23 protein-coding genes and 2 tRNA genes are annotated in these 19,824 nt (G+C 62.6%); 20 read left to right on the top strand and 5 right to left on the bottom strand.

Annotated features, from left to right (window positions below; genetic code table 11):
• The coding region (locus PSR1_RS04085) for an NAD(P)-binding domain-containing protein (protein ID WP_152643294.1) at window positions 1–1,222 on the bottom strand (1,222 nt) is incomplete at its 3' end.
• 280 nt (window positions 1,223–1,502) lie between these two features.
• Between PSR1_RS04085 and cysK the strand changes: the two genes are divergently transcribed.
• From cysK to PSR1_RS04065, 4 genes are all read left to right on the top strand, one after another.
• Window positions 1,503–2,438: a cysteine synthase A gene (gene cysK, locus PSR1_RS04080; protein ID WP_059436361.1), complete on the top strand. Its 936-nt coding sequence runs from the start codon at window positions 1,503–1,505 to the stop codon at window positions 2,436–2,438.
• 172 nt (window positions 2,439–2,610) lie between these two features.
• A complete protein-coding gene (locus PSR1_RS04075; RefSeq protein ID WP_059436360.1) occupies window positions 2,611–3,318 on the top strand; it encodes a sterol desaturase family protein in 708 nt (235 codons plus the stop codon).
• A gap of 78 nt (window positions 3,319–3,396) precedes the next feature.
• Window positions 3,397–3,469: transfer RNA gene (locus PSR1_RS04070), tRNA-Glu, on the top strand.
• 109 nt (window positions 3,470–3,578) lie between these two features.
• Complete coding sequence (locus PSR1_RS04065) at window positions 3,579–4,568, top strand: tyrosine-type recombinase/integrase (protein ID WP_059436359.1); 990 nt, start codon at window positions 3,579–3,581, stop codon at window positions 4,566–4,568.
• Here PSR1_RS04065 and PSR1_RS23375 read toward each other — a convergent pair.
• Both PSR1_RS23375 and PSR1_RS04060 read right to left on the bottom strand, forming a co-directional pair.
• Window positions 4,555–4,917 (bottom strand): NUMOD3 domain-containing DNA-binding protein, encoded by a 363-nt coding sequence (locus PSR1_RS23375; protein WP_160309003.1) that lies wholly within the window; start codon window positions 4,915–4,917, stop codon window positions 4,555–4,557. The two genes, PSR1_RS04065 and PSR1_RS23375, sit on opposite strands and share 14 nt — an antisense overlap.
• A 253-nt stretch (window positions 4,918–5,170) precedes the next feature.
• Window positions 5,171–5,494 (bottom strand): hypothetical protein, encoded by a 324-nt coding sequence (locus PSR1_RS04060; protein ID WP_059436358.1) that lies wholly within the window; start codon window positions 5,492–5,494, stop codon window positions 5,171–5,173.
• 72 nt (window positions 5,495–5,566) lie between these two features.
• On the opposite strand from PSR1_RS04060, the gene PSR1_RS23735 reads away from it, so the two are divergent.
• Window positions 5,567–5,632, top strand: a tRNA-Glu gene (locus PSR1_RS23735).
• A 132-nt stretch (window positions 5,633–5,764) separates the two neighbouring features.
• Here the strand turns inward: PSR1_RS23735 and PSR1_RS04055 are convergent.
• A complete protein-coding gene (locus PSR1_RS04055) occupies window positions 5,765–6,028 on the bottom strand; it encodes a helix-turn-helix domain-containing protein (protein WP_059436357.1) in 264 nt (87 codons plus the stop codon).
• A 214-nt stretch (window positions 6,029–6,242) separates the two neighbouring features.
• Window positions 6,243–6,767, bottom strand: a complete 525-nt coding sequence (locus tag PSR1_RS04045) for an HNH endonuclease signature motif containing protein (RefSeq protein WP_059436355.1) — start codon at window positions 6,765–6,767, stop codon at window positions 6,243–6,245.
• 1,290 nt (window positions 6,768–8,057) lie between these two features.
• On the opposite strand from PSR1_RS04045, the gene PSR1_RS24965 reads away from it, so the two are divergent.
• The 15 genes from PSR1_RS24965 to PSR1_RS24045 all read left to right on the top strand — a co-directional run bounded on the left by PSR1_RS24965 (window position 8,058) and on the right by PSR1_RS24045 (window position 19,824).
• Window positions 8,058–8,420 (top strand): HNH endonuclease signature motif containing protein, encoded by a 363-nt coding sequence (locus tag PSR1_RS24965; RefSeq protein ID WP_082100131.1) that lies wholly within the window; start codon window positions 8,058–8,060, stop codon window positions 8,418–8,420.
• Window positions 8,417–8,647 (top strand): 30S ribosomal protein S21, encoded by a 231-nt coding sequence (gene rpsU / locus PSR1_RS24960; protein ID WP_082100130.1) that lies wholly within the window; start codon window positions 8,417–8,419, stop codon window positions 8,645–8,647. Before PSR1_RS24965 ends, rpsU begins: the two co-directional genes overlap by 4 nt.
• Before the next feature lie 350 nt (window positions 8,648–8,997).
• On the top strand, window positions 8,998–9,264 hold the full coding sequence (locus PSR1_RS04040; RefSeq protein WP_059436354.1) for a hypothetical protein: 267 nt from the start codon (window positions 8,998–9,000) through the stop codon (window positions 9,262–9,264).
• Window positions 9,264–11,003, top strand: a complete 1,740-nt coding sequence (locus tag PSR1_RS04035; protein WP_059436353.1) for a terminase large subunit — start codon at window positions 9,264–9,266, stop codon at window positions 11,001–11,003. The genes PSR1_RS04040 and PSR1_RS04035 overlap by 1 nt, the downstream gene beginning before the upstream one ends.
• A gap of 103 nt (window positions 11,004–11,106) precedes the next feature.
• Window positions 11,107–12,597, top strand: coding sequence for a phage portal protein (locus tag PSR1_RS04030; RefSeq protein ID WP_059436352.1), 1,491 nt, complete (start codon window positions 11,107–11,109; stop codon window positions 12,595–12,597).
• A complete protein-coding gene (locus PSR1_RS04025) occupies window positions 12,594–13,265 on the top strand; it encodes a head maturation protease, ClpP-related (RefSeq protein ID WP_059436351.1) in 672 nt (223 codons plus the stop codon). Before PSR1_RS04030 ends, PSR1_RS04025 begins: the two co-directional genes overlap by 4 nt.
• A 107-nt stretch (window positions 13,266–13,372) precedes the next feature.
• Window positions 13,373–14,641 (top strand): phage major capsid protein, encoded by a 1,269-nt coding sequence (locus PSR1_RS04020; protein WP_082100128.1) that lies wholly within the window; start codon window positions 13,373–13,375, stop codon window positions 14,639–14,641.
• A gap of 64 nt (window positions 14,642–14,705) precedes the next feature.
• Window positions 14,706–15,152 carry a hypothetical protein gene (locus PSR1_RS04015; RefSeq protein WP_059436349.1) on the top strand — a complete coding sequence of 149 codons (447 nt, stop codon included), beginning with the start codon at window positions 14,706–14,708 and terminating at the stop codon, window positions 15,150–15,152.
• A 23-nt stretch (window positions 15,153–15,175) separates the two neighbouring features.
• Window positions 15,176–16,681, top strand: coding sequence for a DUF4082 domain-containing protein (locus PSR1_RS23360; protein WP_082100127.1), 1,506 nt, complete (start codon window positions 15,176–15,178; stop codon window positions 16,679–16,681).
• 220 nt (window positions 16,682–16,901) lie between these two features.
• Window positions 16,902–17,519, top strand: a complete 618-nt coding sequence (locus PSR1_RS04010; RefSeq protein ID WP_059436348.1) for a head-tail connector protein — start codon at window positions 16,902–16,904, stop codon at window positions 17,517–17,519.
• Between the two features lie 106 nt (window positions 17,520–17,625).
• Window positions 17,626–18,030 carry a hypothetical protein gene (locus tag PSR1_RS04005; RefSeq protein WP_059436347.1) on the top strand — a complete coding sequence of 135 codons (405 nt, stop codon included), beginning with the start codon at window positions 17,626–17,628 and terminating at the stop codon, window positions 18,028–18,030.
• Window positions 18,030–18,479: a hypothetical protein gene (locus PSR1_RS04000; RefSeq protein WP_059436346.1), complete on the top strand. Its 450-nt coding sequence runs from the start codon at window positions 18,030–18,032 to the stop codon at window positions 18,477–18,479. Before PSR1_RS04005 ends, PSR1_RS04000 begins: the two co-directional genes overlap by 1 nt.
• Window positions 18,480–18,555: 76 nt before the next feature.
• Entirely contained in the window at window positions 18,556–19,257 is a 702-nt protein-coding gene (locus tag PSR1_RS03995; RefSeq protein ID WP_059436345.1) for a hypothetical protein, read from the top strand.
• A gap of 13 nt (window positions 19,258–19,270) precedes the next feature.
• Window positions 19,271–19,597, top strand: a complete 327-nt coding sequence (locus tag PSR1_RS03990; protein ID WP_059436344.1) for a hypothetical protein — start codon at window positions 19,271–19,273, stop codon at window positions 19,595–19,597.
• 83 nt (window positions 19,598–19,680) lie between these two features.
• The gene (locus PSR1_RS24045) at window positions 19,681–19,824 is read left to right on the top strand and encodes a hypothetical protein (protein ID WP_160309002.1); all 144 of its coding nucleotides are present in this window, start codon (window positions 19,681–19,683) and stop codon (window positions 19,822–19,824) included.

Genomic DNA, 19,824 nt, shown 5'->3' with positions numbered 1-19,824 from the left:
TCACCACCACGAAGTCGTTCTCCAGCGTGGCGGCGCGCCCGCCCAGGTCGAGCAGCACCTGCCGCGGCCGGATGGCGGTCACCTGGGAGCCGAGCAGCAGGCGCACGCGCCGTGCGGCGACCAGCTCCTGGAGGCGCGCGCGGTTCGCCTCGCGGCAGCGCGCCAGCTCGGCGCCGCGGTACGAGAGCGTCACCTCCGCGCTCGACTCGGTGGCGAGCTGGATGGCCGCCTCGAGCGCCGAGTCGCCGCCGCCCACCACCAGCACCCGGTTGCCGTCGAACGCCTCCGGGTCGCGCAGGCCGTACAGGACCTTCTCCTGCTCCTCGCCCGGCACGCCCAGCTTCCGCGGCGTGCCGCGGCGCCCGACCGCCAGCACCACCTTCGACGCCTGCACCGTGCCGCGCTCGGTGCGCAGCTCGAAGCGGCCGTCCTCGCCGTCCAGGCCGGTGACCTTGACGCCCTCCTCCACCGCGATGCCCGCCTTCGCGAGGACGCGCTGCCAGGAGGCGAGCAGCTCCTCCTTGCTGATGAGGCGCTTCCCGAACCGGCCCACCAGCGGCAGGTCCACCGGCTCGGTCATCGCCACCTTCTTGCGCGGGTAATGGGCGATCGAGCCGCCCATGGTCCCCTGCTCGAGCAGGCGGAACGGGATGCCGCGCGCCTTCAGCCCGAGCGCGGTGGCGATGCCGGCCGGGCCCGCGCCGACCACCGCGACCGGCGCCTGGCGCGACGCGGTCTCGGCCAGCCGCTCCGCGACCTGGAGCCCCTGCTGGATCGCGTTCTTGATGAGCCCCATCCCGCCCAGCTCGCCGACCACGTGCACGCCGGGCCGCGAGGACTCGAAGAACTCGTCCACCTCCGGCAGGTCCACCCCGCGCTCGGCGGTGCCGAACACCAGCCGGATCGCGCCCACCGGGCACTCGGCGGCGCAGCGCCCGTGGCCGATGCAGTGGTCGGCGTGCACCAGCTTCGCGGCGCCGTCCACGATGCCGAGGATGTCGCCCTCCGGGCACGCGCGCAGGCAGGAGAGGCTGCCGATGCAGATGTTGGGGTCGATGACCGGGTGGAGCGAGCGGGCCAGGTGCTGGCCTCGGGCGCGCTTCGCCTCGAGCTCGGCGGCGTCGCGGCGCTCGCGGGCCCAGCGCCGGCCGAGGTGGCCGCCGGCGAGCAGGCCGACGCTGGCGAGGGAGCCGGAGACGATCCAGAGGGTGGCGAGGTCCATGGAGTTCGGGCGCTGCGGCAGCCTGTCGCACGCTCGCGGGATTGACCTGGATCAGCAAGGCTCGGCCACGTCACCCCCCGTCAGGGAGTATTGACGGTGGGTGACACACGCACCCGCTCCCGCGACCGCGTCTCAGCGCCGCGCCGGCGCCCGGGCCCGGTCCCCGGCAGCGGGCGTCCGCGGCGGGCCGCCGCCGTGTCCGCTTGACAGGAGGCGCGTCCGCTTCTAAGGATGTCCGCTATAACGGAATCGGCCGGGCGACCGGCGGGAGCGAGGGCGCATGCGGATCGCGGACGACGTCACGAAGCTCATCGGAAACACGCCGCTGGTGCGGCTCAACCGGATCATCGACGGCGCCCGGGCGACGGTGGTGGCCAAGCTGGAGAGCTTCAACCCCGCCTCCAGCGTGAAGGACCGCATCGGCGTGGCGATGATCGAGGCGGCCGAGCGCGACGGGAAGATCGCGCCGGACACCATCCTGCTCGAGCCGACCAGCGGCAACACCGGCATCGGGCTCGCGTTCGCCGCGGCGGCGAAGGGCTACAAGCTCGTCCTCACCATGCCCGACACCATGAGCGTGGAGCGGCGCAAGCTGCTGGCCGCGTTCGGCGCGAAGCTGGTGCTCACGCCCGGCGCCGAGGGCATGAAGGGCGCCATCGCGAAGGCGCAGGCGCTCGCGGCCGAGGACCCCCGGTACCTCATCCTCCAGCAGTTCGAGAACCCGGCCAACCCCGAGATCCACCGCCGCACCACCGCGGAGGAGATCTGGCGCGACACCGACGGCAAGGTGGACATCGTGGTCGCCGGGACCGGCACCGGGGGGACGCTCACCGGCGTCGGCCAGGTGCTGAAGGCGCGCAAGCCGTCCATCCGCATCGTGGCCGCCGAGCCGGCCGACTCGCCGGTGATCTCGGGCGGCAAGCCGGGGCCGCACAAGATCCAGGGCTGGGGACCGGGCTTCGTGCCGAAGGTGCTCGACACCTCGCTCATCGACGAGGTGATCACGGTCCAGAACGCCGACGCCGGCGACTTCGGCCGCCGGCTCACGCGGGAGGAGGGCATCCTGTCCGGCATCTCCTGCGGCGGCGCGGCCTGGGCGGCGCGCGAGGTGGCGCGGCGGCCCGAGAACGCGGGCAAGCTCATCGTGGTGGTGCTGCCCGACACCGGCGAGCGGTACCTGACGACCTGGCTCTTCGAGGAGGCGCCGGCGGCGTAGGGTCGGTGGGCGCGGCGGCGATCTCCCCGGAGGCGCCGCCGCACCGCGTCATGAGGCCTCGCGACCACGTTTCGCTCCGTGCGGGGCGCCAGCGTTCAGTTGCGGCCGGCCCCTCCACGCCCCTACCTTTCCGCGGCCCCGCCGGAACGGCCGGCGACCGGAGACGCGGACCATGACCCAGGCTTCCCGTTCGGAGTTCCGCGCCGAGCTGCTCTCCCGGATCCCGCGGTGGTACTCGCCCTGGGGGCACCTGCTCTTCCCCGCGGTGGCCGGCCTCGCCATCGCCGCGTTCGCGCTCTCGCGCATCCAGGGTCTCGCCGCGTGGCAGCTCGCCGCCGTGCCCGCGTTCCTCGTGTTCGGCAACGCCGTCGAGTGGACGGCCCACCGCGGGATGCTGCACCGCCGGCTGCGGTTCGCCGAGGTGTTCTACGTGCGCCACACGCCGCAGCACCACGCGGTGTACGTCGCCGAGGACATGGCGATGCGCGACTGGCGGGAGCTGAAGCTGGTGCTGCTTCCGGCCTACGGCGTGCTCGCCATCCTCGCCGTCACCTCGCCGCTCACGCTCGCCTTCGTCTGGCTCCGCCAGCCCAACCTGGCCGCCCTGTGGGTCGCGAGCGTGGTGCTCTACGTGCTCTCCTACGAGTGGCTGCACCTCGCCTACCACCTGCCCCAGGACCGGTGGCTGGCGCGGACCGCGCTCGTCCGGACGCTGCGGCGGCACCACCAGCTCCACCACGCTCCGCACCTCATGAACCGGTGGAACTTCAACGTGACCGTGCCGCTCTGGGACTGGGTCCGGGGCACGCTCTACCAGGCGCCCGCGCCCGGCTCCCGCCCCGCCGCGCAGCCCACCGGCGCGGCCGGCCGCGCGCCTTGATCGCGCGCAGTTCCCGCCCTCCCCGTCCGGGAAACGCGCCCCTTTACACGAGCCCAAGGGTCGGGTACTAGACCGCGCGACCCCATCGTCTAGAGGCCCAGGACACGGCCCTTTCAAGGCTGGAACCGGGGTTCGAATCCCCGTGGGGTCAAGTAGCTGAATTTAAAGGGCTTTCCGGCACATCCGGGGAGCCCTTTTGTTTATCCAAGTGTACCTATGTGTATCACTGATGTACCACCTACCCACCCAAGGAGGGTGGCATGGCCTACAAGAAATGGCTCGGTGGGCGGTACTGGGAGGCCCCTGGAATCAAGGTCTTCCACATCTACAAGATGCGGAACGGCAAGCGGTACTCGGTCAGCACGAAGTGCTCGACGGAGAAGGCGGCGCTGAAGGAGTACGAGCGGTGGGAGCAGGACCCAGACAACTACAGGCCGCTCGGAGGCGAGGACGGGGTCACGCTCGACCAGGACCTCATCGACTCGTACGTCGAGACGCTACGTGCCGGCGGTCGTTCTGAGGGTCGGATCGGACGCTGCCGGTCGTACTTGAAGTGGTGGGCGGAGCGGCTGCCCTCGGACATCTCGAAGGCGAACCTCAAGGACTTCAACCTCGCCCTCAAGGAAGCTCCGAACCGCGGGATGCGGGTGAACGTCGTCAGCGCCTTCTGGACTTGGCTCGTGAAGAGCGGCCTCGTGGAGAAGGACCCGACGAAGTCTCTGGTCAGGCCGCCCGGGAAGCCAGCCCAGCTCACCCGGCCCAAGGTCATCTCGGACGACCGACATCAGAAGGTCATGAAGCATCTGTCTGAGGAATACCGGGACCTGATGGTCTTCCTCGAGGCCACCGGCTGGCATGTCTCGGAGTTGGAACGGTTCGCCCAGGACGACGGCGGCAACCTCACCTACCCTCGGCGTAACGGGAAGGACATCTACGTGGCCGAGGTCATCCACAAGTCGGGCCGGGTCCACCGGACCGAGCTGACCGAGGAGGCTGAGGAGGTGGCGGTCCGCATCCGGGGCCGTGGCCCGTTCAACCGAGTGATGTTCTACCGGGCGGTGAAGAAGGCCTGTGAGGATGCGAAGGTGAAGCCGTTCACGCCGGGCATGTACCGGGCGACCCTGGCCACGAAGGCTGTCGAGGCAGGCGAGGACCCGAAGGCTGTGTCGGCCTTCCTGGGACACTCGTACAACACGATGATGAAGTTCTACGCCACCCGGGCTGTGGTTCCTCGTCCTAGGATGAAGTAACTCTGCGACGTAGAGCGGCGGAGATCTTGGCTCGGGTCTCCGCCGTCTGCTTCTTGCCGGTCATCCCACGATGATTCTCTGAGAGCTTCTTCCGGTATTCAGCAGAGAGCTGCTTACCCTTGTTCCAGGCAGGCGTTCCCTTCTTAGCTTCTGAAATACGCCGCCGTGTTTCCTCTGAGACGGGAGTTTTCCTCGGGCCGCGGCGTCCGCCGCCACCGTCAGAACTGTTCGTGAGGTCTAGCTCTTGCTGTCGGTAAAGAGCAATCCAGCGAATCTCCGCTGTATCGAGTAGTTCCTTAACATCTGGGCTCTCGTCAAAGCTCTCAACGACTTCGATCTCGTACTGCAAGCCTAGGCTCAGAAGCTGTCTGATCCACCTGTAGCAGTGAGATTTGCCAGCATCATGGTTCAGCCTGGCTCTAGCCGCATGATCACGGGGACGATCGAGGCCCCTGCTTGATTGTCCGATATAACGGACCCGACCATCTCTGGGGTCCTTCAGGGCGTAGATGAGATGTTTTGTGTTCACCTAATAGGTAGGCTCTACGCCACCTAACGTCCCAGTTATTCTCAGGTGCCTCGGGTCAAGACCAAGGCCTGACCTACCTCGCCATCGCCTGGAGCCGCTTCACCCGCTCACAGGAGTCGAGGCGCTCCCGGCAGTAGGTCTCGATCTCAGCCTGCTTGTCCCTGAGGGACTTGTCGGCGTCGCGCCACTTGCTGCATGCCCGATCCCGATCCTCGATCGACCTCGGGTTGTTCTGGCTGGCCATCTCTGAAGAGAGCTCACAGGAACGCTTTGCGTTCGCCAGGCTCTCGGTCGCCAGCCGCAGGCCCCAGAAGTGCGTCTCGGTGGTCTTATCGATCTGCGTGGCGCTCGGGCCGCAGGCTGCGATCAACAGTACGGCGAGAATCAGCTTCCTCATGATTATCCCCTCGAAGTTCGGTGGAGGGGCCCGCCGCCACGCCTTATCTGAACCGCCCCATCCACCATTTGTGTGGTGCAACAGCAACATGCCTGCCTCTCAAGTAGTGCGATGTCGGTGCAACCCCGATCCGGTCCATGAGCCGTTTCTGCGTCAACAGAAACGGCTTTTTTCATACCTAGATCCTGTTTAACGTCAATCCTAAATAGCAACACAAAAATAAAGAGGCCATCGCATTTGTAAATTATATCACTGAGTTTACTCAGCGTTTCACCTATGTCCCTCGGCCCGCCACTTGCTGAGGAGGTCGGCGACAATGCGCTGCACCTCGGGATCGTCCTCCTGCCTCTTGAGGCGGCCTTGGCTGCGATGGCCCATCACGGCGACTCCTGGCATGTGGTAGTAGACGGCCGCCTTGGACACTTGGACCTGCTCGGCGATCTCGGCGACCGACAGCCCGAGGGCAGCCAGACGCCGAAGCTCGGCGATCTGCTCATCGGTGACGGTCCGTCTACGGCCAGGCTTCCCGCTCATGACTTCAGCTTCCTTCCGATCTCGATCGCCTTTTGGCGCTCGGTCCTGACCCGTTCCTCGTCCACCGGGATATTCAGGCAGTAGTGGCAGACGCCATCTTTGACGAGGTAGCGGGGCAGGATCCTGAGGCACTCACGGCAGTGGGTCAGCCGATGCGCCGTGTAAAGTTCCCGTTCCCAGGCTCGAAGACAGGGCATCGCATGCAGCCTCCGGTTCACATCGCAGTCGAGGCGGTCTGACGCCTGTAGCTGTTGCGGATCGGCCTGGGAATCTCGGGATGGGCGTCGGCCCAGTGAAACCCGGAGTTGATGTGCACCACGGTTAGGTAGCCGATGCCGAAAGCGTCGGCGATCTCGTAGTACGTCTGGTCCGTGTCCCGGAGCAGCTCCACGATACGCTCGGCGTTCTCGCTGCCGATGAACTTGCGCCGCTTACGTGGGCAGAGATTACGATCCCAGGCCTCTTGGATGTTCTCGGCGTGAGTGGTCGCCCTGAGGTGTGCAGGGTTGCAGCACTGCTTCACGTCGCAGCTATGCGCTAGCTCAAGACCTTCAGCGATCTGACCGACGAAGGTCTCGTAGGCGAACCTGTGTGCCTTAATGTATAGCCCACGGCCGAGGTTGAGGCTGCCGTAGCCGTTACCGGACAGACTCCCTGTCCAGATCCAACAGCCCGTCTCCGGGTCGATACGTACCTTCTTCCAGAACCGCTTCAGCGGATCGATCCTCTTGCTTGCCATCTCATTAACTCTCCCAGACTACCAAACCAGCTCTCATGTTCCTGAGACAGTCGAGACTACATACCGGAACCTCGAAATCTGCCTCTGTGTAGAAGGTCCGTCCGCATGACTTGCACACCGATTTCACCCTGGACGGATCCTCGTGTTTGACGGGCGACCGGAACGCCACCCTCGTGCCCTGCTTCGGCCGGCGCATCACTTGCCCCCTCGCTTCTCAAGACGGTCCAGCGTCGACTCGACACGCCTCTGGCTCTGAGCGATCTCATCGATCAGCTGCCGAAGAGTCGGGGCCGGCGCCGGGACACGGCAGTCATCGCAGATCAACCTGGGACGACCGATCGCCGTGCTACGGCTGTAAGTGAACTCTGCTCCGCACTCGTTGCATACTCCCTTCAGTTTCATATCCATCGCCTCCTATCTCAATTAGGAGGTCGGACAGATATTTACCCTGGAGGACGCAAAATATTTTGCAAAAGTGACGAAGTGACTGGTGACGATCGGAGGCCCTCTGACAGCCGGGCCATCCAGGACATAGGCCTGCCGGTTCCGTCACTCGCCGAGGGGTCCTGGGTGATCGAGCGATGGTCCTGAGGAATGGTCAGGAAGTGGTTGGGATGTTCCTGGACGTCCTAGGTATCCCTGAGGAGACCCGACGATGATCCAGTGCCCGAAGTGCAAGAGTGTAGAGGTGACCCTGAGCAAGGGCTCTGGCCCGCATGCGGCAGCGGCCAGATGCAGCTCATGCAAGAAGTTCTGGTGGGTGAAGCGGGACGATCTGATCAGGCACAGGGCAGAGGAATCAGAGAATGAAATCAGATCATGATTCCAGCCATGTAATTTTTACAAAGAGCAGTAAAAAGCAGAAAAATTGGTCACAAAGTCTTTTGAGCCGCCTATTTCCCTGCAAGGGGGCTGCTGAGAGAGGCTGCTGAAAAAGAAAAAAGAGTTGTCTGCGTTCCGCCTCTATTCTTATTTCCGTTATGCCTCCGGCATGCTCTTAATCTATAGCTATAGACTATAGAATAGCTAGAAGCTTAAGACTGAAGACTAGACTATAAGAGAAGATCAGATACAGGCTGAATGCTAGATTAGATACTAGATATAGCTAGAAGCCCTGATACAGGCTTCCCTCACAGATCGGTCCTCGATCGGCCCTGACTGAACTCCTAGACAGTCAGGGCTTTTCTATTGCCCGTTCGTCGAGAATCCGACGGAAATTAATATAGCTAGGGCTGAAAGTTTGCCGAGGGCCATACCTAGAACGTGGCCCTGTCTCCCCTCAGAATATGCATGCACCCAGGCTGCTCGATCCGGGTCAGAGGAGCATCACGCTGTCCTCAGCACCAGCAGGCCGCAGCCGAGGCTTACGCACAGAGGCAGGCGCAGAACAGAGAGAAGCGAGCCGATCGCTACGCCCTCTACCGTACGCCTGAATGGAGACGGCTCAGGGCAGTTGTGCTGGCAGAGGAACCTACCTGCCGGATGTGCGGAGAGAAGGCGACGGTCGTTGATCACATCACTCCTCATCTCGGTGACCTGATGTTGTTCCTCGATAGAGCCAACCTTCAGGCGCTTTGTAAACGTTGCCACGATTCTAAAACGTGCCGTGAGGACGGCGGTTTCGGACACAAGAGGAAGGAAGTGATCAGGTGATTTGGCGGGAGTTCGACCACTCGAAGTTCAAGGGCCTACAGGTCCAACCACGGAGCGATGAGAACCCAGAGCAGACGATACGGCGGTTCAGTCGGAAGGTCCGTGACGGTCAGATCTTGAGGCAGTACCTGGACAGACGGCACCACACGAAGCCGTCCCAGCGCAGGAAGCAGAAGGAAGCGAGAGCAGCCTTCGACCGTAGAGCAGAGGATGGCTGCTCGAAGTGACCAGTGACGATCGGAGAGGGCGGGACGGAAGGGATGGTGGCAACCATGGCTCAACATCCCAATCACTCTGAAGGGCTCCGAAGGGCCTCGGTGAGTGACTCAAGATAATGGGCCTGGGGGTCCCGTCCCCCATCGCCAGGTCAAAACTTGCGCGGTCAGCGAAACGAGGAACAAAGTCTATGGGTGGCAAAGGATCGGGCGGGGCTAACCGCCTACCAGACGAGATCAAGAAGGCGTCCGGCACGCTCCGCAAGGACCGGTCGAAACCTGACGCACCTCAGATCGATGTCGTGGAGGTCCCCGCACCACAGCCCGGCCTCGATGGCACAGAGCGTACGATCTGGCTCAGATTGAAGCAGGCCGTCGACCACCTCGGAGTCTATGGCGCCGAGGATTACGACGCCTTCGTGATGACTGTCTCTGTCAGGTCCAACTACGAGCGTCTACGCCTCAGCCCGGACGCCACGCAGAAGGAGCTGATCGCCGCCCAGCGGGCGGTGAAGGAGTGGCTGTCGGTGTTCGGTCTGACTCCTCAGTCTCGATCCACCGTCAGCATCAAGGGCAAGAAGCCCGAGGATTCCGCGTTCAAGCGGATCTTTGATGACCTCATGAATTGATGCCGAAGAAGCCCGTCAAGCGTGACTACTCGAAGATAGCCAAGCAGTACGCCAGAGAAGTCATCGACGGGAAGATCGTCGCCTGTAAGCTGACGGTCGGTGCGTGTAAGAGGTTCCTGAACGATCTGGAGCGGTCGAGGTCGGACGACTTCCCGTTCAAGTTCGATCAGAAGAAGGCGGCCAAGGCCTGCACTTTCATCGAGTGTCTGCCCAGGAACGACGTTCCTCGGTACGAGCGGATCCACCTCGAACCCTGGCAGGTGTTCATCGTCGCCAACCTCTTCGGTTGGGTCGACAAACGGACAGACCTCAGGCGCTTCCTGGTCGCGAACATCTGGATGGGTAAGGGGAACGGCAAGTCGTTCTTGGCCGCGCCCATCGGCATCTACATGGCGTTCATGGACGGCGAGATGAACGCCGAGGTCCTCGCCTACGCCTTCAGCAAAGAGGGCACGGACTACGTCTGGAAGACCGCCAAACAGATCCTCGAGGCGGCCGTGGGCTCACAGCTCGACATCGCCAAAGAGCTCGGGATCGAGCTCAACGCCAGCTCCCTGCTAAACACGAAGTCTGGCTCTGTCTTCAAGCCGAAGACCGCCAACGCCGACAGCCAGCACGGATCACGCCCGAACTGCCTGATCCTCGATGAGCTGCATGTCCTCAGGTCTGACCTCTGGGACGCACTCAAGGGAGCCATCGTCAAGAGGAAGCAGGCCCTGCTCCTCACCCTCAGCACGGGCGGCTTCGACACCAGCTCCATCGGCTACGGCATCTTCCAGCAGAACAAGGACATCCTCGAAGGGAAGGTCGAGGCCGAGGAGACGTTCACCGTCATCTATCAGGCCGAGACGGACGACATCGCCGATCGACGTGGCTGGCTCATGGCCAACCCGAACCTCGGTGTCAGCGTCTACGAGCGGAACCTGGAGAAGCTGGCCCGTGACGCCCTGGCCATGAGCCAGCAGCGTGGCCAGTTCATCATGTACCACCTGAACCGCTGGGCCGGCGCCGCCGAGGGGTGGATGGCGATCGAGAAGTGGGACGCCTGCGCCGATCAGAAGCTCAGCCTCGAACAGTTCAAGGGACAGCGGGCGTTCATCGGTCTGGACCCGGCCGCCAAGGGCGACATCTTCGCCATCGCGATCGTGTTTGTCGGCACCGACGAGCAGGGCCGACGGAAGTACACGGCCTTCTTCGACTGTCACATCAACGAGAACTCTGTCGCCCAGATGCAGAACGCCGGGATGCTCCGTGGATGGGGCATCGACGGTCACCTCACGATCCACACAGGCGACACGATTGACCAGCTCCAGGTGGCCGAGTCGGTGGCTGACTACGTCGAGATGTTCCCGGGATCCACGGTCTGCTTCGACCCTGCCTTCGGTGACTCGGCCCTCGGTCAGGTGCTCATGAGGGAGGGTATCGAGCCCGTCGAGGTCCGCACCAACCCCGTGAACATGAACCGTCCGATGACCGAGACCGAATCGGCGGTGCTCGAGAAGCGGCTCGTCCACACCGGCAACCCGGCCGTCTCCTGGCAGATCGGCAACGTGGTGGCGTTCAAGAACCGTGGCGGACTGATCACGCCCGACCGCTCCTCACCGACGGCAAAGATTGACGCCGCCACGGCTCTGTTCACGGCCATGGCGTTGGCGCAGGACGCAGCTTCGGAACAATTCGACGGACCATTGCTATTCAGATTGTTGGGCGATCGGCCTGAAAACCAAAGTCGCGCCTAGATATGAGGAGCGCGCTAAGAACATGAGCATTTGGACACGTCTTTTCAACAGGACGCAACCGGCCGATCCAAGGTCAACCTATCCCTCGTTCTATGCGAACGGGATGGTTGCCCCGGTCCTGCGTCTGTCGACCGCCGACCAGCTGTCACTTTCGGCGGTCTTCGCATGCGTCAGGGTCATCGCCGAGGCGATCGCGTCCAGCCCTTGGGACGTCTACCAGCTGGAGGGACGGAAGCGGATCCTGCTTCCAGACGATCCGCTTCACTGGCTCCTCAACGTCAGGCCGAACCCAGACACGACTGCCCAGTCGTTCCGTGAGGCGCTGATCGTCCAGACCATCGTCCACGGTAACGGTTACGCGGAGATCGTCCGCGACCGTGCCGGCCGAGTGATCGAGCTTCAGGTGCTCCCGTCTGAGCGGGTCCAGGTGGCCCGTGATCCTGACGGCAAGCTCTACTACGTCTATTCGCAGTACCAGGGCGGCCAGGTCAGGCTTGAGCAGGACGAGGTCTTCCACCTCCGTGCGCTCGCCTCCGTCGATGGCCTGATGGGCGACTCGATCCTCGGACGGGCCGCCAAGGCGGTCGCCTCCGCCCATGCCGCAGAACAGTTCTCGTTGGCCTACTTCGCCAACATGGGCCAGCCGGGCGTGATCATGAAGGTCCCCCGCCCGCTGAAGCCAGATGAGGAGGCCAGCCTGATGCGCTCCTGGGAGGCGTCACGCGGCGGCGCTGGCAAGGCGTTCAAGCCGGTGATCGCGCCGGGCGGCGTCGAGGTCGTCTCCTCTGAGGTGAAGGCCACCGACGCCCAGGTCATCCCCTCCCGCCAGTTCTCGGTGGAAGAGGTCCTCCGCTTCTTCGGCGTCCCACCTCACCTCGTTGGCGTCTCCATCGCCAGCCAGGGTTACGGCCGGAACCTCTCCGAGCTTGGCCTCACCTTCACCCGCCACACGCTGCGCGCATGGACCAAACGCCTCGACCAGGAGGCGACCTTCAAGCTCCTGCCCCAGCGGAAGCCGTGGCGCTACGTCGAGATGGACCTCACGTGGCTCGCCGAGGCGGACGCCCTGACCAACGCCCAAGAGAAGGAGGTCTTGTTCAGGAACGGGATCCTCTCGAAGAACGAGTGGCGTGACTCACTGAACATGAACGACATCCCGGACGGCGACAGATATGACGGCAAGCCCTCCGAGGCACCCGAGCCCGCGGATGGTGTGGACCCCTTGGCTGAGGAGACGGATCCCTCCGACGAGGACGCAGGCCCCTCAGAACATGCCGGTGATGAGATGGCCATGAAGGCCGTCAACCGTCTGCTCCAGGACCGGCTCGAGCGTCACGTGAAGCGGCTCCAGGCTCGGGAGACCGATCTCAGGCGGACCAACACGAACGGCGTCCTCGGCCAGAAGCTAGAGCAGTCCAGACAGGAGCTTCGCGCCAGGGCGCTCCGAGAGTTGCATGGCTCCGATGACCTCTTCCCCGTGAAGGGAGAGGAGCTGAACAACCTCTATCTGGTGGCGATCGAAGCCGTCGAGTCAGGAGACATCAACGAAGTGGCGGCCGCCCTGACGGTGCAGCTGCTGGGGGACCAGTCATGAAAATCATCCAGCCTGTGCGGCTCAGCGCCGCCGAGCATCGAGCCCTGAAGCCAGAGGGTCTGGTGCAGATGAAGAACGAGCGGGTCCAGCTGTACCTCTACGGCGATGTCGGCCGGGTGTTCGGTGGCTTCGGCTCCCAGGACATCGCCGATGCGCTGAGCGGGAAGAAGGGACCGCTCGACATCTTCATCTCCAGCGACGGTGGCGACGCTCACGAGGGCGTCTCGATCTTTAACATCCTCGCCCGTTACCCCGGCCACAAGACCGCATACGTGGATGGCCTGGCCGCCTCGGCCGCATCCGTGATCCTGATGGCCGCCGACGAGCGGATCATGGGAGTCGGCAGCCAGGTGATGGTGCACGGTGCCTGGTCTGGTGTGATGGGCAACCCGGCCAAACTTCGTGAGGCCGCGGATAAACTCGAATTGATCACCAATTCTATCGCCGAGATCTATGTATCTCGGACGAAGCAGTCTCCCGAGAAGGTCGACGAGTGGGTCAAGAGCGAGGAGACCTGGTTCAACGCCGACGAGGCGGTGGCCAACGGTCTCGCTGACCGGGTCGATCGGATCCAGACCCCGGGGGCTGAGAACAAGATCACTGAGCCGAAGAGGCTCTCGAAGATGGACTACGCGCGCCTCAACGCGAGGATCGCGCAGAAGAAATGACCGGCCAGCCGGTCAGTAGCAGTCGGCTCTCGATGGGCCGAACAAACCAAGAAGCTTTCGCGATTGAGGTTCACCTCTAGCGAAAGGAGATAACCGAGGAAAAGAAGATGTCTATTCTTGAAACCGTTCGGGCCCGCATCCAGGAGATCGACGCCCGTCTTTCCGCTCTCAACGAGAGCGCTGTAGAACGCACCTTCACGGCCCAGGAAGCTGATGAGATCGAGAAGCTCCAGGCCGAGAACCAGGAGCTTCAGCGTGAAGTGAAGCTCCGCGAGTCCGTCGTGGCGAACAAGGCCGCGATGGCCCAGCCGGTCCGCAAGACGACCCTCGAGGTCCGTCCGGCCCTGCACATCACCAGCAACGAGAAGGCCTTCAAGAACCTGGGTGAGATGGCGAACGCCGTCCGCGCCAAGGCTCGTGGCCAGGCCAACGACCGGGTGATGAACGCCCTGTCCACCTTCGCCAACGAGGCGACCGACGCCGATGGTGGCGTGATGGTTCCCGGCGAGTTCCGCACCAACATCGAGAAGGACCTCTACGGCCAGAACTCGCTGCTCTCGTTCTGCACGAAGGTCCCGCTCACCCAGAACTCGATCGTGATCCCGGTCGACGACACCATGCCGTGGGCCCCGTTCTCCGGCACGGGCAACCTCTCCTACAAGACCGAGGGCGTCGCCCTTGATCAGGTGAAGCCGGCCCAGTCCAGCCTGACCCTCACGGCCCACAAGCTCGGCGTGATCGTCCCGGCCTCCGAGGAGCTCCTGCAGGACAACTCCGCGTTCTCGGCCTACATCAACCAGCTCGTCGGTGAGGCGCTGATCTACAAGGTCAACGACGCCATCCTGAAGGGCACCGGCTCGGGCCAGGCGAAAGGCTTCCTCTCGTCCTCGGCTCTCAAGACCGTCGCCTCCGGCTCTGGCCAGGTCGCCGGCACCGTCACGGCGGGCAACATCAAGGACATGTACTTCGCGATGCCCCAGGCCTCGCGTGGCAACGCTGTCTGGGTGGTGAACCCGAACGTCGAGTCCCAGCTCTACGGCATGGTCATCAGCGGCACCACGACCCCTGCCTTCGTGCCGGGTGGATCGATGGCGAACAGCCCCTTCAGCACGCTGCTCGGTCGTCCGGTGATCGTGCTCCCGAACGCCCCCGCTCTCGGCGCAGCTGGCGACGTCTCCTTCGTGGACCTCTCGAAGTACTGGGCGGTCACCAAGGCCGGTCTCCAGGCCGACAACTCGATCCACTTCTGGTTCGACCAGGTGGTCCAGGCGTTCCGCTTCTACATCCGCCTCGGTGGTGACACCCGCCGCCAGTCGGTCATCACGCTGCCGGATGCCTCGACGCAGTCGTACTACGTGCGCCTCGCGGCCCGGTAATCGCTGATCCAACGAGCCCAGGACTCTTCTACGGGTCCTGGGCTCTCTTGAATCTAGCGATCAAATGGAGAACATTGCGATGGCAATCACGACAGCATTCTGCGAATCGGCGAAGAGGGAGTTCCTATCAGGGACGCACTTGCCGACCCACACGTACAAGCTCGCGCTTCTCAAGCCGACGATGACAGGTACGTACGGTGCTGGCACGACGAGTTACACGAGCACGACCGGCGACGAGGTGGCGAACGGCAACGGATACACGACCGGCGGGGCGACGCTCACAGGCCTAGCCTACTCGCTCGTATCCGGTACTGCGTCCATGGACTGGTCTGACGTCACGTGGGCAAGCTCCTCAATCTCTGCGGTAGGCGGAATCATCTACAACGACTCAGCGAGCGGTAAGCCCGCTCTAGCTACGTTCTCGTTTGGTGGGACTATCACCTCAACGAACGGCGCTTTTACAGTTCAGATCCCGTCTGGCGGGGCCGGCGGTCTGATCAAGCTCAGCTAATAGACTACGTCTGAGGCAATCTCGTGGAAACACTCTGGTCGTTGGACACAACGCCTGCGGCATCAGACAGGCTCAACGACACATACGAGGCGTCGGGTCGCATCACGCTCGGCGTCACGTTTCAGGCGAACCGTGACGGTAACGTCACAGGGGTCAGACACTGGAAATCTACCAACTCCACGAGTGAGACCACACACCTCACATTGTGGTCCATCAACGGCACGAAGCTCGCAGAGACAGTAAACCCACCGAATGCTAGCGGTGCTTGGATCGGCACCGACTTCTCTTCGCCCGTCCATATAACATCAGGAACTTGGTATCGCGCTTCATACACAGTGAAGACTGGTTCTGGGGCGACTGGTTTCGATTATTCACGCACCACGGGCTACTTCCTCACAGATCCTAGGATCACAGGCAGCCTTGCGGCTTGTGTCGATGGCAACCCATACCCAAACGGCATGTACAGCTATTCGGGAGCCGGTAACACCGGTTCATCGTTTAGCAATACATCAGCCGCGCAGGCGAACTACTGGGTCACACCTGTCTTTGTCTCAGACGCCGACGCTTCGACAAACGTATCTGCTTCGCTCTCACCCGTTTCGACGAGCATAGAACTTCGCAGTCAGAACATCGTCGCTGGACAGGACTTCACCGATACGACGGTCTGGACTACGTCAAGCACGACCATAACGCCAGGCCAACTCGCGCCCAACGGCACCAATACAGCCACTGAATTTCGTGGCCGCGGGACTATATACGGAGGCATCGCTACCACGGTAGCTACCCTGGTCTCGCCGCCTTCGACCGAGATCCGTTGGACGGTCTACGCGAAACTGGTCTCTACTGGATCCTGGAACGGACGGCTGATCATCGGGTCTACAAACGCTTGGGCACGCTTCGATCTCGTCACCGGTGACTGGACGTACTCAGGCTGGAACTACAGCGAGTCTCCTACCATGGTAGCCGTAGGAGACGGCTGGTACAAACTCACCCTGAAGACATCAGCCAAGATAAGCCAGCCCGCGTTCAAGATTGACCCACAGGCGTACAGTTTCGACTCTGGAGACGCATTTCTAATCTGGAACCCAGAGACGACAGTCGTCGGTGCAGCGAGCACGGGCGAGGCTTCAACGGCGCTCTTAGCAGCTGAAGGAACCACAGGATTGGGTGTCATCTCGGCGACCGGGGTCGCCGATGCCGCTGTCGTGCTTCCTGCTGTCACGGCTACGATCTTGGTCACAGACATATCGGCCGGGGTCAACGTGGCACCAGAGATTACACCAGTTGAGGCGGTTTCTGCTGTCACCGCCCTAAGTATTACGACGACAGTCAATCTTCCTTTGCCGTCGATCAACCTAGTGAGTGCCGTAGCTCCGATCAGAGTCGTCCTGCAGCTGCCGCCGGCTTCTATCCGAGTCGCCGGTGCAGAATTCAGAGGTCATTTCGCATCTGCTGGGGGACGGATTACGGGCCAAGTGGCTGCCGCTGGTGCTGGTCTAGTGGGAGTTGATGTGACCCTTCGAAACTGAATAGACAGGAGATCTTAATCTAATGGCAGTGCAGATTCGTTGGTCGCCATCATCAGACACAGACATTGATTATTACAATGTCGAATCAGGACCAGAAGCTATCGGTCCATGGACGTCTATCGTACATGTTTCAGAGAGCCTGACTGGCTCATACTTCAATACGACACTAGGCCTGTACGAATACACAGACCAAAATGGTTCGTTATCTACTTGGTACAGAGTGACGGTCGTCAACCAGCTCGGCATCTTGTCGTCACCGAGCGCGCCGTTCCAGAGCATAGGTCTCGTGTCACCACCGTTGGCCGATGTTGACGAGCTGAAGGCTTACCTCGATATCACACATACCAACGATGACGCCCTAATCACGACGTTGATCGCCGCCGCCAGCACTTTCGTTGAATCGTACACAGGGGTTGACTTCCGGTACCGTCTGAAGACTGAGATTCGAGACGGAGACGGAGGGAAGCTCATGACGCTTCGTGAACGTCCCGTCGTAAGTATCGTGTCAGTGGCTATCGACGAGCAGTCCATCGCCGAGAGTGTCGGACTATCCGTCGACGGCTGGTATTTCCACGATGGTCATCTCAGATTACGCGGTCACCGGTTCACGCTGGGCGATGGCAACGTACAGATCTCATATACGTGCGGTTACCCAGTCGTACCGTTCGATATCAAGCAGGCAGTGATCGAAATGGCCGGACTCAAGTACCGAGACCGGACCCGGATCGGCAAGACCAGCGAGTCCATGGCGGGCCAGTCGGTGTCGTTCCTTCCCGCGGTCGTGCCGCTTTCCGTACTGGCAGTACTAGATGCATACAGGCGGATCCCCTGCCTGTGAGTTCTGAGGGCCCTCCGAGGCCCGCCGAAGGGTTTTGGTCCCCAGGCCATAGGGGACAAGGGGCCAGCGAGCAGAGGGGCTCCGAAGTGACGGAGAGTGATCGAGCGTGGCTGATGAACTGAGACTGGAGAACGCCAACCGGCTGGCCGTGAAGTACAGCACCCGGATCCCTGACGAGATCAGGCTGTCGGTGCGTAACGCCCTCCGCAAGGACATGCGTGACGCCAAGGCCCGGATGATGGCGAACGTCAGCGGGGCCGTGCTTCATCGGAAGACGGGAGGTCTGGCCTCCACGATCAAAGCCACCGTCAGGGCCAGGAAGTGGGAGGTCTTCGCCAAGGCGGGCTCCCGCTACTTCATCGGACGTTTCTGGAACTACGGCTTCAACCGGAAGGGGAAGCAGATCGCGGCCAAGCCCTGGGCGACCCCGGTCGTCAACACGCTCGAAGCGACCGTCATGCGGAACGTGAAGCAGGCGATCGATGACGCGATCAGGAAGGGGGACCGCTGATGGCCACCAACAAGGAAGACATCTACGCAGCGCTATATGCCCGGCTATCGGGCTCGGTCACCGGCCTGACCACCATCAGTCGACGGCTCAAGAGCTTCGAGAGCACCGATCCGAGCGAACAGCCGGCCATGTTCGTGCACCAGTCCAGCGTCGAGTCGGTCTCGACCACGGGCATGCCGAGCAAGCAGACGGTCCGGGCCGAGGTCTACGTCTACGTCTACAAGGACGCTGACGAGGGCCCCATGCCGACGTTGAACGGCATCGTCCATCAGATCGAGACCGCCCTGGAACGGAAGGCCGCCGACCCTCTGGCGCATGCCAAGGGGAACACGACTCTGGGCAAGGCGGTGGCCTCCGCTCGTCTGACCGGGATCGAGTACGGCGGCGGCCTCGGGGATGGGGCGCAGGGAGTTGCCATCATCTCGGTCGAATTGGTCGTCCCGTCCTAAGTAATACAGGCATGCCGCTGCCTACTGAAGCGGTGACCAACTCTTTCAAAGGAGTTCCGATAGGAGAAACATATCAATGAGCTCGATTCTATTTGGCAGCGGCAAGCTGTACGTGAAGGACTCGACCGGTCAGAGCTACCAGGTCGGCGTCCTGCAGGACGTCTCAGTCAACTTCGAGGGATCCACCAAGGAGCTGATGGGCTCCAAGCAGTGGCCGATCGCGGTGGCGGCCACCGGCAAGAAGATCAGCGGCAAGGCTGGCTTTGCCTCGATCGATGGCAAGCTGCTCAAGAACGTCTTCGGCGGCACCAGCTCGGCCGGTCGCACCCTCATCAAAGAAGAGTCGCTGACCATCGCCCTGGCCGCCGTGACCGGTACACAGTCCGCCACGTTCACGGCTGACCTCGGCGTCCTCGATGCCGAAGGCAACACGATGACCGTGACCGGCTCGACCCCTGCTCTCGGTTCCTACACCGTCACGGCGGGCAAGTACGGCTTCAACGCCTCCCAGTCCGGAACGGTGACCGTCAGCTACCGCTACACGACCGGCAGCGGTGAGACCATCACGGTCAAGAACCAGGACATGGGAACCCAGCCCGTCTACACCGCATTCCTCCAGGAGGAGTGGGACGGCGAGACGCTCGGCATGGAGTTTCTGGCGGTCACGATCCCGTCGCTCGACATGAGCTTCAAGAACGAGGACTTCGCGGTGGAGAACCTGAACTTCTCCTGCCAGGCGAACGCCTCGGGCGACGTGTTCAAGATCTTCGTCGAATAAGTGAGGGCCCCAGATGACAGTCAACTATGACGGGACTCTCCTGAAGATCGGCGGCAAGCAGCTAGAGGTCCCCCCGCTCAACCTCAAGTCGATGAAGCGTCTCAGTACCAAGGGCTACCTGCCCGTGCTGCTCTCGCTTCGCAGCGACGGGGCCATGAGCGCCGAGCAGCTCGAGGCCGTGATCGAGGCGATCACCTGCGCGATCCAGCAGAACTACCCTGAGATCGACAGCGGGTGGATCGAGGACAACATCTCGCTCCCCGAGATCCCCTACATCCTCGCAGCAGCGTTGTCCGCCCCGGTGTCGAAAAGCCCAAACGTGGAGAGCCCCTCACGCTGAAGTCGCTGAGGGGCCTCTACGCCCAGCTCGCCACTGAGCTCGGGTGGACATACGACGCCATCGATCGGCTGACGCTGTTCGATGTGGACGACATCTACCACCAGTGGGAGGACACGCCACCTCTGAACATGCTGGCGGCCATCTATCTCGGCGTGAAGAAGGAGAAGCCGAAGCGTGCCAGCAAGGAGGGGCTGAGGAAGCTGGCGCAGACGTTTGGAGGCAAGTGA

This window comes from Anaeromyxobacter sp. PSR-1, from assembly GCF_000964525.1.
Classification (GTDB): domain Bacteria; phylum Myxococcota; class Myxococcia; order Myxococcales; family Anaeromyxobacteraceae; genus Anaeromyxobacter.
The sequence above is the reverse complement of the archived record's forward strand: the minus strand, read 5'-3'. Positions and strand labels throughout refer to the sequence as shown.

What these genes read in the sequence shown, in the direction of transcription:
- PSR1_RS04055 (WP_059436357.1), bottom strand. Translation starts at nt 6,028, where the DNA reads ATGAGCGGGAAGCCTGGCCGTAGACGGACCGTCACCGATGAGCAGATC.
- PSR1_RS04015 (WP_059436349.1), top strand. Translation starts at nt 14,706, where the DNA reads ATGGAGAACATTGCGATGGCAATCACGACAGCATTCTGCGAATCGGCG.
- PSR1_RS04020 (WP_082100128.1), top strand. Translation starts at nt 13,373, where the DNA reads ATGTCTATTCTTGAAACCGTTCGGGCCCGCATCCAGGAGATCGACGCC.
- PSR1_RS04065 (WP_059436359.1), top strand. Translation starts at nt 3,579, where the DNA reads ATGGCCTACAAGAAATGGCTCGGTGGGCGGTACTGGGAGGCCCCTGGA.
- PSR1_RS24965 (WP_082100131.1), top strand. Translation starts at nt 8,058, where the DNA reads ATGCACCCAGGCTGCTCGATCCGGGTCAGAGGAGCATCACGCTGTCCT.
- PSR1_RS04035 (WP_059436353.1), top strand. Translation starts at nt 9,264, where the DNA reads ATGCCGAAGAAGCCCGTCAAGCGTGACTACTCGAAGATAGCCAAGCAG.
- PSR1_RS03990 (WP_059436344.1), top strand. Translation starts at nt 19,271, where the DNA reads ATGACAGTCAACTATGACGGGACTCTCCTGAAGATCGGCGGCAAGCAG.
- PSR1_RS04075 (WP_059436360.1), top strand. Translation starts at nt 2,611, where the DNA reads ATGACCCAGGCTTCCCGTTCGGAGTTCCGCGCCGAGCTGCTCTCCCGG.
- PSR1_RS04060 (WP_059436358.1), bottom strand. Translation starts at nt 5,494, where the DNA reads ATGAGGAAGCTGATTCTCGCCGTACTGTTGATCGCAGCCTGCGGCCCG.
- PSR1_RS04045 (WP_059436355.1), bottom strand. Translation starts at nt 6,767, where the DNA reads ATGGCAAGCAAGAGGATCGATCCGCTGAAGCGGTTCTGGAAGAAGGTA.
- PSR1_RS03995 (WP_059436345.1), top strand. Translation starts at nt 18,556, where the DNA reads ATGAGCTCGATTCTATTTGGCAGCGGCAAGCTGTACGTGAAGGACTCG.
- PSR1_RS04030 (WP_059436352.1), top strand. Translation starts at nt 11,107, where the DNA reads ATGGTTGCCCCGGTCCTGCGTCTGTCGACCGCCGACCAGCTGTCACTT.
- cysK (WP_059436361.1), top strand. Translation starts at nt 1,503, where the DNA reads ATGCGGATCGCGGACGACGTCACGAAGCTCATCGGAAACACGCCGCTG.
- PSR1_RS04000 (WP_059436346.1), top strand. Translation starts at nt 18,030, where the DNA reads ATGGCCACCAACAAGGAAGACATCTACGCAGCGCTATATGCCCGGCTA.
- PSR1_RS04025 (WP_059436351.1), top strand. Translation starts at nt 12,594, where the DNA reads ATGAAAATCATCCAGCCTGTGCGGCTCAGCGCCGCCGAGCATCGAGCC.